Source organism: Actinotalea subterranea, from assembly GCF_008364845.1.
Lineage (GTDB): Bacteria > Actinomycetota > Actinomycetes > Actinomycetales > Cellulomonadaceae > Actinotalea > Actinotalea subterranea.
Map to the genome: position 1 here is coordinate 266,502 of NZ_VTTP01000001.1, position 15,764 is coordinate 282,265.

12 protein-coding genes are annotated in these 15,764 nt (G+C 76.6%); 7 read left to right on the top strand and 5 right to left on the bottom strand.

Going from position 1 to position 15,764, the window contains the following annotated elements:
- Positions 1-139 precede the first annotated feature (139 nt).
- A complete protein-coding gene (locus FZ988_RS01265) occupies positions 140-1,003 on the bottom strand; it encodes a helix-turn-helix domain-containing protein (protein WP_149202188.1) in 864 nt (287 codons plus the stop codon).
- Positions 1,004-1,012: 9 nt separating this feature from the next.
- Positions 1,013-1,543, bottom strand: coding sequence for a hypothetical protein (locus tag FZ988_RS01270; protein WP_149202189.1), 531 nt, complete (start codon positions 1,541-1,543; stop codon positions 1,013-1,015).
- A 155-nt stretch (positions 1,544-1,698) separates the two neighbouring features.
- On the opposite strand from FZ988_RS01270, the gene FZ988_RS01275 reads away from it, so the two are divergent.
- From FZ988_RS01275 to rlmC, 5 genes are all read left to right on the top strand, one after another.
- On the top strand, positions 1,699-2,667 hold the full coding sequence (locus FZ988_RS01275; protein WP_246169070.1) for an ABC transporter ATP-binding protein: 969 nt from the start codon (positions 1,699-1,701) through the stop codon (positions 2,665-2,667).
- A gap of 77 nt (positions 2,668-2,744) precedes the next feature.
- Positions 2,745-3,413: an ABC transporter ATP-binding protein gene (locus FZ988_RS01280; protein WP_149202516.1), complete on the top strand. Its 669-nt coding sequence runs from the start codon at positions 2,745-2,747 to the stop codon at positions 3,411-3,413.
- Positions 3,406-6,768, top strand: coding sequence for an FtsX-like permease family protein (locus FZ988_RS01285; protein WP_149202191.1), 3,363 nt, complete (start codon positions 3,406-3,408; stop codon positions 6,766-6,768). Before FZ988_RS01280 ends, FZ988_RS01285 begins: the two co-directional genes overlap by 8 nt.
- Positions 6,765-9,551, top strand: coding sequence for an FtsX-like permease family protein (locus tag FZ988_RS01290; RefSeq protein WP_149202192.1), 2,787 nt, complete (start codon positions 6,765-6,767; stop codon positions 9,549-9,551). The genes FZ988_RS01285 and FZ988_RS01290 overlap by 4 nt, the downstream gene beginning before the upstream one ends.
- A 41-nt stretch (positions 9,552-9,592) precedes the next feature.
- Positions 9,593-10,720 (top strand): 23S rRNA (uracil(747)-C(5))-methyltransferase RlmC, encoded by a 1,128-nt coding sequence (rlmC, locus tag FZ988_RS01295; RefSeq protein ID WP_149202193.1) that lies wholly within the window; start codon positions 9,593-9,595, stop codon positions 10,718-10,720.
- Positions 10,721-10,786: 66 nt separating this feature from the next.
- On the opposite strand, the gene FZ988_RS01300 is transcribed toward rlmC, so the two are convergent.
- On the bottom strand, positions 10,787-11,164 hold the full coding sequence (locus tag FZ988_RS01300) for a hypothetical protein (protein WP_149202194.1): 378 nt from the start codon (positions 11,162-11,164) through the stop codon (positions 10,787-10,789).
- A gap of 331 nt (positions 11,165-11,495) precedes the next feature.
- Between FZ988_RS01300 and FZ988_RS01305 the strand changes: the two genes are divergently transcribed.
- A complete protein-coding gene (locus FZ988_RS01305) occupies positions 11,496-12,509 on the top strand; it encodes a type IV toxin-antitoxin system AbiEi family antitoxin (protein WP_149202195.1) in 1,014 nt (337 codons plus the stop codon).
- A gap of 44 nt (positions 12,510-12,553) precedes the next feature.
- Here FZ988_RS01305 and FZ988_RS01310 read toward each other — a convergent pair whose 3' ends face one another.
- On the bottom strand, positions 12,554-13,543 hold the full coding sequence (locus tag FZ988_RS01310) for a P1 family peptidase (protein ID WP_149202196.1): 990 nt from the start codon (positions 13,541-13,543) through the stop codon (positions 12,554-12,556).
- Between the two features lie 75 nt (positions 13,544-13,618).
- On the opposite strand from FZ988_RS01310, the gene FZ988_RS01315 reads away from it, so the two are divergent.
- Positions 13,619-14,995, top strand: coding sequence for a wax ester/triacylglycerol synthase domain-containing protein (locus tag FZ988_RS01315; RefSeq protein WP_149202197.1), 1,377 nt, complete (start codon positions 13,619-13,621; stop codon positions 14,993-14,995).
- A gap of 82 nt (positions 14,996-15,077) precedes the next feature.
- On the opposite strand, the gene FZ988_RS01320 is transcribed toward FZ988_RS01315, so the two are convergent.
- The gene (locus FZ988_RS01320) at positions 15,078-15,644 is read right to left on the bottom strand and encodes an OsmC family protein (RefSeq protein WP_149202198.1); all 567 of its coding nucleotides are present in this window, start codon (positions 15,642-15,644) and stop codon (positions 15,078-15,080) included.
- Between the last annotated feature and the right edge of the window lie 120 nt (positions 15,645-15,764).

Below are 15,764 nucleotides of genomic sequence, written 5' to 3' on the forward strand. Positions count from 1 at the left end.
GTGGTCCGGCGTCGTCACGGCGCCGGGCTGACCACCCCAGGTTCCGGTGCGCGCGGGCGCTCGCCGGGCCCGGCAGTGGTGGAAACCCGACCGCCCGTGGTCGGTTCCGGACACGGCCCTGCGCCCGCCGGCCGCCTCGTCAGCCGCGGAACGTGGCCCGGCACGCGCCGGGCGACAAGCCCGTGGCGCGCACGAAGAAGCGGCAGAAGTTCGCCGGGTCCTCGAAGCCGAGCCGGCGCCCGACGACGCCGACCGGCAGGTCCGTGTACGCGAGGAGGCGGCGCGCCTCCCGCACGAGCCGCGCGTCGATCACCTGCTTGGGCGTCAGACCCGTGGCCTCGACGCTCGCCCGCCCCAGGGTCTTGGAGGAGTACCCGAGCGCGACCGCGTAGTCCTCGACCGTGTGGATCGAGCCGAACGAGCGCTCGACGAGCTCGAGGAACGCGCGCGCCACGGGGTGCGGCTCCAGCGGACGGCCCGAGAACAGCGAGGGTGCCTGGGCGACCCGCAGCAGGAGTGCCTGGAGCAGGTGCCGCAGCATGGCGTCGCCCCGCGTGAGGTGCTGCCCGGTCGGGCCGAAGACGTAGCGCCGGTACTCGCGGTCGAGCACGTCGAGGTGGGCGCGGACGTCCGCGAGGTCGTCACCGGCGAGGAGCCACGACGTCGGGCCCGTGCGCGCGGCCGCCGGGTCCTGCCCCAGGAAGTCGTCGGTGAAGCAGATCGCGGTGCCCTCGACCGTGGGCGGTCGCTCGTGCACCTGGCCCGGGCGGATCCACAGCAGCGAACCCGGTGCGTGGTGGTGGACGTCCAGGTCGACGAGCTGCTCGGCGGAGCCTGCCGAGCACAGGATGACGATGTGGAAGTCGGTCCGCAGCAGGTCGCTCGCGCGGCTGCGGTCCATGCAGCCGCCCGTGGGCTTGAGCGCCGCGAGGCACACGCCGAGCTCGGCGCGGTCGGGGTGCACGGCGTCGAGCCGGCCGATCGTCTGCTGGCGACCAGACATGGCCCGACGCTAGGTCCGCCCGGTCGGCCGCGGTCGGGACCATCGGCCTCGTGCACGAACGTGCATCCTCGTGACGCGCGCGACGACGACCGCCGTGCGCAGGTGCCCGGCGGCCAGCACCACGACGGCCAGACAGGCCCACGCCGAACCGACCCACAGTGCCGTGAGCCCGAACGCCACGACGGGGAGCACCGCCATCGGGACGGGCAGCGGGCCGAGCGGTGCGTAGAGCAGGGCGAACGCCCGCCCCCGAGCCAGGTACCGGATCCACAGCGCGAGGTAGGCGGTGACGCACGCGCCGACCGCCCAGGCCCATCCCGCACCTGAGGCCCAGCCCGGTCGGCTCGCGACGAGCAGACCGACGCAGGCCACCTGGCCGACGCGCTCCGCACCGACCCACATGACGCCCGGTCGCGGCGGCGTCGTCGGCGCGCCCCGAGGCGGGAAGCCCAGCAGGAGGACGTTGGGGGCCAGCACCGTGAGCACCACGACGAGGCCCGTCCATGACGGGGGCGAGAGCGAGACCGCCGTCCACGACATGGTCGTGCCCTCCTGTCTGGCCCACGGACCCGTCGACGACGGACCGCCGGCGCGAGGTGCACCGACCCGCCAAGCCAACACCCGCGCGGCCCACGCCCCGCAGGCGAACGTCCTGGCAGACTCGTCGCTGGCCGCGCCAACCACAGGAGGTCCCGGTGTCGCAGAGCACTCTCGAGGCGCTCGGGTCACGCGCGCCGCGCGCCGCGGAGTTCGGCCGCGACGCCCTCATCGTGTGCGACAACCTCGTGCGGATCTACCAGACCGGCTCGATCGAGGTGCAGGCGCTCCAGGGCCTCGACCTGCTCGTCGACGCGGGCGAGATGGTGGCAGTGGTCGGCGCCTCCGGCTCGGGCAAGTCCACGCTGCTCGCCGTGCTCTCCGGCATCGACGCGCCGACCGCGGGCCGTGTCCGGGTGGGGCGCTGGGACCTCATGGCGATGTCGGCGAGCGACCGGGTCGAGTACCGCCGCAGCATGGTCGGCTTCGTGTGGCAGCAGACGTCGCGCAACCTGGTCCCGTACCTCACCGCCGCGCAGAACGTCGTCCAGCCGCTGGCCTTCGCCGGGCGCCCCCGACGGACGCGTGCGGCGCGCGCCGCCGAGCTGCTCGACGTCGTCGGCGTCGGGTATTGCGCGAACAGGCTGCCCCGGGAGATGTCGGGCGGTGAGCAGCAGCGTGCGGCGATCGCCGTCGCGCTGGCGAACGGCCCGCGCGTCGTGCTCGCCGACGAGCCCACGGGCGAGCTCGACACGGCGACGTCCCAGGAGGTGTTCGACGCCCTGCGCACCGTGAACCGGGAGACGGGCGCGACCGTCGTCGTCGTCACGCACGACCCGGCGGTGAGCGGGCAGGTCGAGCGGACCGTCGCCATCCGGGACGGCCGCACGAGCAGCGAGGTGCTCCGGCGACGCGCCGAGGCGCACGAGGACGCCTCGGAGATCGTCGCCGAGGAGTATGCCGTGATGGACCGTGCGGGCCGCGTCCAGGTGCCCCGCGAGTACCGCGAGGCGCTCGCACTGACCCGCCGCGTGCGCCTCGCGCTCGAGGCGGACCACGTGAGCGTCTGGTCGGACGGCGCCGGCGGGAGCACCTCGCACGCGGGTGAGGGGCGCAGGCACGCATGAGCGAGCCGCAGCGTGCAGGCACGTCCCCCGTCCCCGGCGCCCCGGACGGCGGGAGCGACGCACCACCGGTCCCCCCGATGGTCACGGTCCGCGGGGTGCGGCGCACCTACGGCGCGGGTCGCGCAGCCGTCCATGCCCTGCGCGACGTGTCGCTCGACGTCGCACCGGGTGAGCTCGTCGCGCTGGTCGGCCGCTCGGGCTCGGGCAAGACGACGCTCCTCAACATCGTCGGCGGGCTGGACCGGCCGGACGCGGGGAGCGTCACGGTCGGTGGCACCGAGGTCACGTCGCTCGACGAGGCCGGTCAGGTCGCGCTGCGACGCGACCTCGTGGCGTTCGTCTTCCAGACGTTCGGCCTCGTCCCCGTGCTCAGCGCGGCCGAGAACGTCGGCGTCCCGCTGCGGCTGCGCCGCCTCGCGCCCGCGGACCGCGAGCGCCGCGTGGGCCTGCTCCTCGACCTCGTGGGCCTCGGCGACCACGCCGACCAGCGCCCCGGCGAGCTGTCGGGCGGGCAGCAGCAGCGCGTCGCGATCGCGCGCGCGCTCGCTGCGTCGCCGCGGCTCCTGATCGCGGACGAGCCCACGGGCCAGCTCGACAGCGAGACGGGCCTCGCCGTGATGGCCCTGATCCGGGCGGTCGTCGAGGCCGAGGGCATGACCGCGATCGTCTCGACCCACGACCCGGTGATGATCGCGCTGGCCGACCGCGCCGTGCACCTCGTCGACGGACAGCTCACGGATGGCTGAGCCGCCGCCCGGGCACCGCCGGGACGCGGGCCGGGCCGCCCGTGGCGGGCGCGCGGGCGGTCGGCCCGCGCTGGTCCTGCGGCGCGCGTCGACCCAGGTCCCGCTCCTCGCCGCCGTCCTCGCGGTGGTCGTCGCCGGGACGACGCTCCTCGGCACGTGCGTGCTGCTGCTGACGACGGCCCAGGACCGCGCGCTCGAGCAGGCGATCGCACGGGCCGGTCCGGCCGAGGTGGACGTGACCGTCGGGCTGCGCCTCGCCGTGCCGGACGCGGGAGACGGGGCCCCGGACGCGTCCGACCCGCCCGCCGTCGACGCCGCGCAGGTCGTGGCCGACGCGACGGCCCTCGTCGAGGACGCGTTCGCGCCCGCACCGAGCTCCACGTCGGTGTGGCTCGCGTCAGCCCTGCAGTACCTGCCCGCGACGGCCGCGGACACGCTGCGGCTCGGCTACCTCCTCGACGCCCCGGGCCTCGAGGCGGCGGCGACGCTCGCGGCGGGACGCTGGCCCGCGCCGACCGCGACGGCAGCGGACCGCGAGGTCGCGGTGCTGACGTCCACGGCCCGCGCGCTGGACCTCGCGCCCGGCGACCGCGTCGTGCTCTCCCCCGACCCGCAGCACGCGTCCGAGCAGGCGGACGGCGCCTCCTCGCCCGGCAGCACCGAGGTCGGCGTGGTGGTCGTGGGCACGTTCACGCGCGCCCACGATCAGGACGGTGCCCAGGGTGCGTGGGAGCGGGACCCGCTCGACGGCGAGGGCGTGGACACCAGCACCGGTCTGATCCCCGCATACGGTCCGTTCGTCGTCGCACCCGGGACGCTGCCCGCCACCGAGGTCCCGGTCGGGCGCGTCAGCCTCGTGGTGCGGCCCGACCTGTCCGACGCCGACGCCGACGAACTCGTCGCGATGGGGCCGCCGAGCGGCTCCCTGCGCACGGACCTGACCCGCACGCTCGGGGACGCGGTGTCGAGCACAGCCGTCGCGTCGCCCTACCCACGCACCCTCGCCGACGCGCGCACGCAGCAGGGCATCACGTCCTCTGGAGTCCTCGTCGTCGCGCTCCTCGGGGCCGCGCTCGCCGCCACGGCGCTCGGCCTCGCGGCCAGGCTCGTCGCGGTGCGGCGCGCGGCCGAGGCGACGCTCCTCGTCGCCCGCGGCGCCCGGCGCGGCCAGCTCGTGCGTCAGGCCGCAGCCGAGAGCGCCCTGCTCGCCGCGCTCGCCGCCGCGGCCGGCGTGCCGCTCTCGCTCGTCACCTTCCGCGCGGTCACGGCGCTGCCGTGGCTCGCCGGAGCGGGTCTCGCCGGGCCGGCGAGCGTGACGGCCCCCCTCGTCGTCGCCGTCGCTTCGGCCGCCCTCCTGCTCGCGGCGCTCCTCGTCGCCCCGTCGGTGCGACCCGTCGACGCCGGTGCGCACCGTCGGCCGCGACGCGGGCTCGTGGCCAGGTCGGGCACCGACGTGGTCCTCGCTGCCGTCGCCGTCGCCGCGTACGTCCAGCTGCGCGCCCACCGGGTCGCCACCGGTGCGGAGCCGGACCCCGTCCTCGTCGCCGCACCCCTGCTCGTGCTCCTCGCCGGCGCGGTCCTGGTCCTGCGCGTCCTGCCGTGGGTGTCGAGGCTCGCGGAGGGCCACGCACGCGCGTCCCGGGGTCTCGTGCTCCCGCTGGCCGCGTGGGAGGTCTCGCGGCGACCGCACTCGACGGCGGGGGCGTTCCTGCTGATCCTGGCCACCGCGGCGGCGACCTTCGGGGTCTCGTTCACGAGCACGTGGTGGGACTCCCAGGCGGACCAGGCGGAGGCCGAGGTCGGGACCGAGCTCGTCGTCGACGTCACGGGTGCACCCGTCCTCGCCCAGGGCGCGGCGGTCGCTGTCGCGACCGGGGGCGACGTCTCGCCCGTCACGCGCCGGGCCATCGCGCTGGGCTCCCGGGTCGGCGGCGGCACCGAGGAGTCGACGACCCAGCTCCTCGCGGTCGACACGCGCCGCGCGGACGCGCTCATGCGCGGACGCCTGCCGGAGGGGTCGTGGGCCGACGTCTCGGCCGGGCTCGCGCCCACGACGGGCGGCGCGGGCCCGCTGGTCCCGGCCGCACCGACGCTCGACGTGACGGTCACGGGCGCGGCGGACGACGGGACGCCGCTCGAGACGGTCCCGGGTCTCCTCGTCGAGGACGCCTGGGGCTCCCGGACGCTCGTGGTCGCCGCCACGCCTGTCCCGCTCGACGGGCAGCCGCACACGGTCCCCGTCCCCGTCGGCGCCGTCGACGGGGACCCCGAAGTCCGGGTCGTGGGCGTGGAGCTGCCGCTCACGCTCCTCGCGCCGCAGGACGTGCCGTGGCAGTCGGACATCACCGCACGCGTGACGGCGACGGTCGACGTCCCTGGAGCGCACCTCGACGCCGCCGACGCACTGGGCACGGCCGGGGGCTGGTCCGAGGGCCGCAGCCCGAGCGACTTCGGAGCCGTGCGCAACGCACGTGCCACGCAGGCCGGGAGCGACGACGGCGTCGCGGTGACGGCCACCGCGAGCGTGTCGCTGACGACGCTCCTGTACGCCGACGCCGCGATCGTCGTGACGGCCCTGCCGGCCGCGGAGGAGCTGCCCGTGGTCGTCACCGAGCCCGTCGCCCGCGAGCTCGGCCTCGGGACCGGCGCGCCCCTGAGCCTGACCGTCGGCGGGACGACGGTCGAGGCCACGGTCGTCGGCGTCGCGCCCTACCTACCCTCCGTCCCCCGTGGACCCGCGGTCCTCGCGGACCACGACGCGCTCTCCCGCGCGCTCGTCGCACGCGCAGACCTCACGTCCATGACGGACACGTGGTGGGTCGCCGGCCTCGAGGACCCCGCCGCCGCGGTCGCCGCGGCCGGGGACCTGGGGCCGACGGTCACGCGTGCCGACGTCACGGCCGAGCTGCGTGACGGACCGCTCCGCGGCGCCCTGCGCGCCGCGCTGTGGCTCCTCGTGGTCGCGGCCGTCGGCCTCGCCCTCGCCGGCACAGCCGTCCACACCGCGACGGCGCTCGACGCACGCGCCGTCGAGGTCGCACGCCTGCAGGGCCTCGGCGTCTCCCGGCGATCGGTGGTCGCGTCCTTCCTCGCCGAGCACAGCGCGGTCACGCTCGTGGTCGTCGCGGCGGGCACCGGTGTCGGCGCGTTCACCGGCTGGGCGGTCGGCCCGCTGCTGGCGGTCTCCGCGACCGGTCGCCCACCGGTCCCCGCCGCCGCGTTCGGGTGGCCCTGGGCGAGCCAGAGCGTGCTGGTGCTCGGCCTCGTCCTCGGCTGCGCCGCCGTCGTGGTCCCCGTCGCGCTGCGGACCGTGCGCCGAGCCACCGTCGCCCACCTGCGCATGGACGCCTCATGACGGCCTCCCGGCACCGGCGTCCCGGGCGGGCGCGCCGCCGTCGCCTCGGCCTGCACCTCGCGGGCGTGCCGCGGCAGTCCCGCACCGACCTCGGGCTCCTGGCGACGACCCTCGCCGTCGTGCTCCTCACCATCGCGCTCGCGGACGCGACACCACGGTTCCTCACGCGCACGGCGGACGACGCCATCCGCATCGCCGTGGCCGAGGCGCGGCCGTCGACAGACCTGTCCGTCGACGCACCCTTCGAGGAGGACTTCTACGTCGACCGCGTGCTGAGCGCCGGTGCCCGTGCGTCGGTCATCGAGGTCGCCGGGCGGGTCGACGCGGCGCTCCCGCCCGTCGTCGCCCGCGTCGTCGGGCCACCGGTCGTCACGGTCCGCAGCGTGCCACTGACCATCGCGCTGCCCGACGGCACGCCCGGTGCCACGGTGCGCGTGGCGCACACCTGGAGCGCCGACGCCTCGGGTGTCACGTGGGTCGAGGGCGCTGCACCCGCGGCCACCGTCACGGTCGAGGACGTCGCGGCCGACCCGGGCGCACCGTCGTGGCCGGTCGAGGTCGGCGTCTCCGAGGCCGTCGCGACGCTCCTCGACGTCGGGCCGGGTGACACGATCGGCGCCCAGGACGACAGCCGCCAGGACGTCCCGCTCACGGTCAGCGGCGTGTTCCGCGCCGTGGACCCCGACGACGCGGTGTGGTCGCGGGTCCCCGAGATGCTCGAGCCCCATCAGTACGGGTCCGGCCCCGCGCAGCGCACCGAGGCCGCCGTGTACCTCTCGGCCGAGTCGCTGCCCGCGGCACGGGTCACGCTCGAGCCGGCCCAGGTGACGCGGACCCTCACGTTCCCCGTCGACCCGTCGGCGGTCGACCTCGCGACCCTCGACGAGCTCGCCGCCTCCGTCGCCGCAGCGGAGGCGGCCCCTTCCTCGCTCGACGTCGCCGGGCCCCACCCATCGGTGCGCACGCAGCTCGACCGCGTGCTCGTGGAGACCGACGCACGGATCGACGCGGCCGGGTCCCAGGCCTCCGTGCTGCTCGCGGGCGTGGTCGCGGCCGGAGCTCTCGTCCTGGTGCTGACGGCCGAGCTCCTGACGCGAAGGCGGGCCGTCGCGCTCGCGCGGAGCCGGGCCCGGGGTGCGTCGCTCGCGGCGATCGGCGTCCAGCTCACGGTCGAGTCCGCGACCGTCGCGACGCTCGGCGCCGCCCTCGGCCTCCTCCTGGCGTCCGTGGTCGCACCCGGCCCCGTCGCGTGGCCGTGGCCCGTCCCGTCACTGGCGGTCGCGGCCGTCGCCCCACCGCTCCTGGGGATGCGGGCCGCCGCGCTCGCGACCGGTGGGCGACGTGTCCCGGCGGACCGGCACCAGCGCAGGTTGGCGGCTCGCGCACGGGTCGTGCGGCGCGTGGCGCTCGAGGCGTCGCTCGTGCTCGTCGCCGTCGCGGCGCTCCTGACCCTGCGGCGGCGCGGCGCCGTCGGCCTGGGCGGCTCCGCGGACCTCGTCCTCGCCGCGGCGCCCGCCCTCGTCGCCGCCGCGGGCGGCCTCGTGCTGCTCCGGCTCGTGCCACCGGTGCTGCGCGGTGCGCTCGCCGCGAGCCGGCGGGCGAAGGGCATGACACCGCTCGTCGCGACCGCGCGCGCGCAGGCGGCCGGCGCACCCCTCGCCGTCGTCGCCCTCGTCGTGGCCACGAGCCTGGTGACGTTCGGTGCCGCGCTCGCCCAGACGGTGCGCGTCGGCCAGGTCGAGGGCTCCTGGGACAGCGTGGGGGCCGACGTCGTGGTGAGCACGGCGCCCGGCGACGCCCTCGCCGACGCCGCGGCGTCGCTCGCCTCCGCGGACGGCGTCGAGGCCGTCGCGCTGCTCCGGGTCGCGGACGGAGTCCAGCTCTTCGGCGGCGGCGACGTCGACCGCGTGCGCGTCCTCGCCGTCGAGCCCACCACGTTCGCGCGGCTCCTCGCGGCGACGCCGTTCGACGCACCCTCCGCGGGCCTCGGCACGGCGTCCGACGGCGCGCCCGCGGCCCTCGTCGACGGCGAGCTCACGCGGTCGGGCGAGGACCTCGCACTCCTGTGGGACGGGTCCTCGGTGGCGCTCGACCCGGTCGGCACGGCGCCGACGCTCCCCTCGGGACCGAGCGCCACGGACGACGGCGCAGCGACGGACGCCGACGGCCCGCCGCCGACCGTGGTGGTCGACCGTGACGCGCTCGCCGAGGCCGTCGGGGCCCCGGTGCCGCCGAACGCCGTGTGGGTCGTCGGCACGGGCGCCGACGCGGCCGTCTCGTCAGCCGTCGAGACCGCCGGGCTCGCCGACGCGACGGTGACGAGCCGCAGCGCGTGGCTCGCCGAGCGTCGCGACGAGCCGCTCACGGCGGGGCTCATGACGCTCGCGGTCGCGTGCCTCGTGGTGCTCCTCGCGCTGACCGCGCTGTCCGCGCTCCTGGGCGCCTCGTCCGGCGCACCCGAGCGGGCGACGGCGCTCGCGACCCTGCGGGTGCTCGGCGTGGACCGCCGCGGCGCGACGCGCGTGGCGGTCGGCGAGCTCCTCCCGACGGCGGTCGTCGCGTGCGTCACGGGCGTCGGGCTCGGAGCGCTGCTCGCCGCGCTGGTCTCCGGGCCGCTCGCGCTCCGGCTCGTCACAGGGCAGGCGGGCGACCCGGCGCTCGTGCTGCCCTGGTGGGCCGCGGCACCCGCGCTCGTCGTGCTGACGACCGTGCTCGCCGTCGTGGCCGTCGAGTCCTCCCTGCGACGGCGCGAGCGGCTGGGCCAGGTGCTGCGCGTCGGCTGACCGGAGCGGGGGGTGGCGGGCCGCGCCGTAGAGTCGCCCCCATGCGGTGCACGTACTTCGACGCGGCCCGGTGCCGCTCGTGCACCCTGCTGGACCAGCCGTACGCCGTGCAGCTCGCCGGCAAGGTGGGCCACTGCGCCGAGGTGCTCGGCGAGCACGGCGACCTGACCTGGCTGCCACCCGTGACGAGCGCCGAGCAGGGCTTCCGCAACAAGGCGAAGATGGTGGTCGGCGGCAGCACCTCGGCGCCGACGCTCGGCATCCTCGACCCGACCGGGCGCGGTGTCGACCTGCGCGCGTGCCCGCTCTACTCCGCGCGCATGCACGCCGCGCTGCCCCTGCTCGCGGACTTCGTGAGCCGTGCGTCGATCACCCCGTACGACGTGACGACCCGCTCCGGCGAGCTCAAGCACCTCCTGGTGACCGAGTCGCCCGACGGCGATCTCATGGTGCGGCTCGTGCTGCGCTCCCAGGAGGCCGTGACCCGCATCCGCAAGCACCTGCTGGCCCTGCAGGCGGCACTGCCTCAGCTCGCGGTCGCCTCCGTGAACCTCCTGCCGGAGCACAAGGCGGTGACCGAGGGCGAGCGCGAGATCCTGCTGACCGAGGGCGCCACCCTGCGCATGCGGGTCAACGGGATCGACCTGCACCTGCGCCCCCAGAGCTTCTTCCAGACGAACACCGAGGTCGCGGCCGCGCTGTACCGGCAGGTCACGGCCTGGGTCGATGCGATCTCCCCGGCGTCGATGTGGGACCTGTACTGCGGCGTCGGGGGCTTCGCGCTGCACGCGGCGACCCCCGGCCGGGCCGTGACGGGCATCGAGCGCAGCGTCGAGGCGGTCGCGAGCGCGAGGCTGACCGCACGGGAGCTGGGCCTGGCAGACGTGCGCTTCGAGGCGGGCGACGCGGCCGACGTCGGCGGCACGGCCGGGGGCGCACTTCCTGAGCTCGTCGTCGTGAACCCGCCGCGGCGCGGCATCGGCGAGCCGTTGAGCCGGTGGCTCGAGGCGTCGGGCGTGCGCCACGTCGTCTACTCGAGCTGCAACGCCGAGACGCTCGCGCGCGACCTGCGCGCGATGCCGTCGCTGCGCCCGCGGGAGGGACGCGTCCTCGACATGTTCCCGCACACGGGCCACTACGAGGTCGCGGTCCGGCTCGAGCGCGACTGAGCCGTTGCGGGGCGGGTCGAGGCTCAGCTCGGTGCCCAGGTGGCGTCAGGGCGGAGCAGCGCCGCGTCACACCTCGACGTCGAGGATGAGCCCCTCTTCGGCGGGTTCGACGCGCTCGGGGATGAGCTCGGCGAGGGTGGTGCCCTGCGCGAGGGCGGCGACCAGCTCCTCGACGGGCATGCCGAGGGTGGCGGCGACCGCGTAGACGTAGCCGGGGGTGCCGTCGTTCGCGGCGCGCTCCGGCTGCTCCGGCGGCTCGGAGGCTTCCGCACGCGCCAGCTGCACCCGCTCGAGGAGGGCCGCACGCTCCGCGCGCACGGCGGCGGCGTCCCGAGGGCCCTGCACGGGCGGTGCGCCCGGTGGGGGCGGCCCCGCAGCACCCGACGGCACGACCGCCGGGTGGACCGGCGACGCTCCGACGCCGGTGACGCTCGAGACGCTCACGGGGGACCTCCTCTGATGCCTGCACTCACTGCCCCCGGTCACCCAGGGATCCCCCGTCCTTGCATCGACCGCCCGGGGCACCGTGAGAGCAGATCGCCCGGACATCACTCGATCGAGTGACCTCGCTCGGCGCCCCCAGGCGCGGTCCATGGCCATTGTCCAGATCTGGGCCCGAGTTCAGCCCCAGTGAACAGAGCGCTGTTCTGGACTTCGCGAGCGCCAGACGACACTCTCGGACTCGGCCATCCGCCGCCTGCGCGCCGCGTTGCCCCCGCGGCGTGCTCAGGTCCATGATCCAGGTGTGTTCAGCCGCGATGAACGGGGCTCTCAGATGGACAAGGACGCCGACGCGAGCCTTCTCACCATCGACACGGCCCTCCGCGGCCTCGCGGGCTACGGGATCGGCGCGACGTTCACCGTCGGACCGGACCGGACCGCTCGGCTCGAGACCGAGGGCCACGGTCACCACAGCTACGCGATGACCTTCCGCGAGCGTGTCACGCCCGCGGTGGCCTCGGCCCTCGACACGCCGGGCACCGGGCGACTCCTCGTCGTCGCCCCCCATGTGAGCGAGGCAGCGGCGGACACGCTGCGCGGGCGCGGCATCGACTACGTGGACCTGGCGGGCAACACGCACGTCGCATGGCCCGGTCTGCTCGTCGACGTCCGCGGACGACGCCGCCCGCCGGTCCCACGCCCGAGGTCCACGGCGGCCTCGCGCGCGTTCACCCGCTCGGGCGTACGCGTCGTCTTCGTCCTGCTGAGCTGGCCGACGCTGCTGCGACGCCCCCTGCGAGAGATCGCGCGCGCGAGCGGGGTCTCGCTGGGCACCGCGCAGGTCGTCGTCGAGGACCTCACCGACGCGGGGTATCTGCGCAGGTCAGGGCGCGTCCGGTCGCTCGCCCGCGGCGGCGAGCTCCTGAGCCGGTGGGCCGAGGCGTACGCGACGTGGCTCGTGCCCTCGCTCGACCTCGGCGCCTACGCGGCCGACGTCCCCGGCTGGTGGCTCGGCGCCGACGCGGACCTCGACGACGCGGGCGCGCAGCTCGCGGGCGACGCAGCCGCAGCCGTGCTCGACCCGTCGCTGCACGCGACCACCGCCGTCCTCTACGTCGACACCCTGCCGACGGAGCTCGTCGCGCGCCACGGCATGCGACCAGACGCCGAGCGCGCGGACGTGCGCTTCCGCCGCAGGTTCTGGGACGTCCCCCAGGACGCCTCCGCACTGGTGCCCGCCCCTCTCGTCTACGCGGACCTCGTGACCTCCGGCAGCCCGGAGCTGCGTGCGCACGGCGACGCGCTGCGCCGCGCGCACGACCGGCTCGCCCGCCTCGACCGCACCTGAGGGCGGGCCGACCACCACCGGTCCACCGCGCACGCGTCCCCAGCTCAGCCGGGCCACACCGGCAGGTCGACCGCTGCCGTCCGGACCGCCGTCGCCTGCGCGACGCCATCACGGATCGCGAGCTCGAGCACGTGCGCCGCCGCCGCCTGGAGCTCCACGAGCGCGAGAACCCGCGCGCGGCGGTCGGCCGGGGGCGGCAGGGGCGTGCTGCCGGTCGCGAGCGTGAAGACGGTGTCGCCGTCCGTGAGCGTGTGCACGGGGTCGAGCGCGCGTGCCATGCCGCTGTGCGCCGCCGTCGCGGTGCGGGACGCCTCGGCCGGGTCCAGGTCGGCGCTCGTCGCGACGACGGCGATCGTGGTGTTGAACGGGGCGGCGGCCGGTGCCCGGCCACCCTCCACCTGCGGGGCCACGCCGCGAGGCCGCGGGGCTCCCGAGGCGTTGACGACCGCGAGCGCCGCGACCACGACGTCGCCGCCAACCCCGGTGAGCCGCACGGACGCCGTGCCGACGCCACCCTTGTGCGTCTGCCCCGCGATCGCGGCGCCCGTGCCCGCACCGACGTTGCCGCGCGCGACGGCCGCGCCGTCCCCCGCGGCGTCCGCAGCCGCAGCCGCCGCGTAGCCCATCTCCTCGTCGGGACGCGCGTCGAACCGCCCGCCCCGCCCGAGGTCGAAGATCGCGGCCGCGGGGACGATCGGGACGACCTCGCCTGGCGTCGCTGAGACGGGGAACCCGCGGCCGTGCTCGGCGCACCAGCGTTGGGCCCCGTGGGCCGCGACCAGCCCGTACGCGGAACCCCCTGCCAGGACGACGGCGTCGACCGTCGGCACCAGCGTCCGGGGGTCGAGCGCATCCGTCTCGTGCGTGCCGGGGCCGCCGCCGCGCACGTCGACCCCGCCGACCGTCCCCGGTGGCGGCAGGACGACCGTGACGCCGGTGAGCCACCCCTCGTCGGTCCGCTGGACGTGGCCCACCCGCACGCCGGGCACGTCGCTGAGGGAGCCGGGCCGGTCCGGGGCCTGCGAGGTCGTCATGGGCACACGGTAGCCACGTCGTCCGCGCGACCTTCGTCGCACCCTCCGGGGCCGTGCACCTGCGAGGGTCGGACGATGGGTCCGCGACCGGTCGAACGCCTGGGCACGATGGACCTCGTCGAGCTCGCGTCCGACGTGGGGCCCGTGCCGCGCAACGTCGGCTGCGTCCTGCTGCTCGGCCAGGACCACCCCGCCGCCCGGCCCCTCGACCCGGACGCCGTGGCCCGGACGCTCGTCGAGCGGGTCCCTGCCGTGCGCCGGCTCGGGCAGCGGCTCGTACGGGCACCCTGGGGCCTCGGTCGGCCGTACTGGGCCGACGACCCGGCCTTCGACCCCGCGGCGCACGTGACCCTGCTCGAGCTCGCACCGACCGGGGGCGAGCGACCGCAGGAGTCCGTTGCGCAGGGTGCGGAGGCGACCCTGCTCCGCGCCGCGACGCGAGTCCTGGGCGAACCGCTCCCCCGCGCCCGCCCGCTGTGGCGCGCGGTCGTCGTGACCCAGACCCGTGGCGGGCGGGCCGAGGCCGTGGCCGTCGTCGTCGTGCTGCACCACGTTCTCGCGGACGGCATCGGCGGGCTCGCGGTGCTCGCGGAGCTCGTGGACCGGCCTGGCCCGACCCGCGCCGCCCGACCACGTGTCGTCGCGCCGTGGCCGAGCCGGCTCGACCTGGCACGCGACGCGACCCGGGGACGGGTCCGGCGGCTCCTGCGCCTCCCACAGGCCCTGCGCCACGCCCGCGGCGGGGGCACCGAGCTCGGTCGCGGCTCGGGCGGCCGCGCGCCGCGGTGCTCGATCAACGCCCCGACCGGTCCGCACCGGGCCGCGGCCGGGGTGCACGTGCCCCTGGCCGCGGTCCGCGCCGGTGCGCGGCGGCACGGCGCCACGGTCAACGACGCCCTCCTCGTCGCCGTGACCACCGCGCTCGAGAGCGTGCTGATCGCCCGGGGCGAGACGGTCAGCGAGCTCGTGGTGTCCGTCCCGGTCTCCGCGCGGGCGGCGGCCACGGACGGCTCCCTCGGGAACCAGGTGGGCATCATGCCCGTCCGCGTCCCGCTGCGGGGCTCGCCCGCCGAGCGTCTCGGGGCGGTCGCGGCGCTCACCCGAGCACGCAAGACGCACGCACGCGGGTCGTCGGCAGCGCTCATCGGCCCGGTCTTCCGCGTGGTCGCGGCCGCGGGCCTGTTCCGGTGGTTCGTCGACCGCCAGACCCTCGTGAACTCGTTCCTGACCAACCTCGCCGGCCCGACGACGCCACTCCGGCTCGCCGGCGCGGAGGTCCTGCGCGTCCTCCCCCTGAGCATCACCGCGGGGAACGTGGGCGTGGCCTTCGCCGCGTTCTCCTACGCCGGGTCCCTCTCGGTCACGGTGATGGTCGACGCCGACGTGGTGCCCGAGGTGACAGAGCTCGCGTCAGCCCTCGGGCGGGCGCTCGAGGCGGTCGCCGGCGCCTGAGCCGGAACCAGAGGCCCGTGAACGACCCGGCCCGCGCCCGCCCGTGGGACGTGCGCGGGCCGGGGTGCGACCTCGCCCCGCGTCAGCCCGCGGTGGTCGTGAGCGTCGAGACCACGGGCGTCGGGTTGGCGAAGAGGTCGAGCACGGGGCAGTGCGCGTCGACGGCACGCTGGAGCTCGGCGTACCGCTCGGCCGTCTCGGGGCCCGTGAGGTGCACGTCGAGGCGCACCTGGGTGAACCCGGCCCGGACGCCGTCGTCGAGCCCGAAGAACCCGCGCACGTCGAGGTCACCCACGGCCTCGACGGTGACGCCCTCGAGCCGGATGCCGAGGCGCGCGGCCCAGAACCGGTAGGTCACCACCTGGCAGCCGATGAACGCACCGAGCGCGTACTCGACGGGGTTGGTCGCCGAGTCGTCGCCGCCGAGCGACGCCGGCTCGTCGACCACGAACGTGTGCTGGCGGGTGCGCACGTCGGTCGCGACGGAGCCGACGCCCTCCCCTGTGGCGCGGAACTGGACGGCCGCGCGGCTCGCGTCCTCGGCGACGGCGGAGGCCGTCGCCGAGATGATCGCGCGCAGCGACTCGTCGCGCTCGGGCCGCTGGGCGGAGTCGGTCGTGGTGGTCGGCAGGGTGCTGGTGCTGGTCATGGGTGCTCCTGGGTGCGTGCCGGAGCCGGGCCGCGCCTGGCGGTCCCGGCGGAGGTCGTGGGAGCGGGCGGGCGCGTCACCGGTGCGCGGGCATGCACGGCGCCGTGCCGCGAGCGCGCG

Excerpts from the sequence above, each read along its gene's own strand:
- FZ988_RS01305 (WP_149202195.1), top strand. The coding sequence starts at position 11,496 with ATGGACAAGGACGCCGACGCGAGCCTTCTCACCATCGACACGGCCCTC.
- FZ988_RS01285 (WP_149202191.1), top strand. The coding sequence starts at position 3,406 with ATGGCTGAGCCGCCGCCCGGGCACCGCCGGGACGCGGGCCGGGCCGCC.
- FZ988_RS01315 (WP_149202197.1), top strand. The coding sequence starts at position 13,619 with ATGGGTCCGCGACCGGTCGAACGCCTGGGCACGATGGACCTCGTCGAG.
- rlmC (WP_149202193.1), top strand. The coding sequence starts at position 9,593 with ATGCGGTGCACGTACTTCGACGCGGCCCGGTGCCGCTCGTGCACCCTG.
- FZ988_RS01280 (WP_149202516.1), top strand. The coding sequence starts at position 2,745 with ATGGTCACGGTCCGCGGGGTGCGGCGCACCTACGGCGCGGGTCGCGCA.
- FZ988_RS01320 (WP_149202198.1), bottom strand. The coding sequence starts at position 15,644 with ATGACCAGCACCAGCACCCTGCCGACCACCACGACCGACTCCGCCCAG.
- FZ988_RS01290 (WP_149202192.1), top strand. The coding sequence starts at position 6,765 with ATGACGGCCTCCCGGCACCGGCGTCCCGGGCGGGCGCGCCGCCGTCGC.
- FZ988_RS01265 (WP_149202188.1), bottom strand. The coding sequence starts at position 1,003 with ATGTCTGGTCGCCAGCAGACGATCGGCCGGCTCGACGCCGTGCACCCC.
- FZ988_RS01310 (WP_149202196.1), bottom strand. The coding sequence starts at position 13,543 with ATGACGACCTCGCAGGCCCCGGACCGGCCCGGCTCCCTCAGCGACGTG.
- FZ988_RS01270 (WP_149202189.1), bottom strand. The coding sequence starts at position 1,543 with ATGTCGTGGACGGCGGTCTCGCTCTCGCCCCCGTCATGGACGGGCCTC.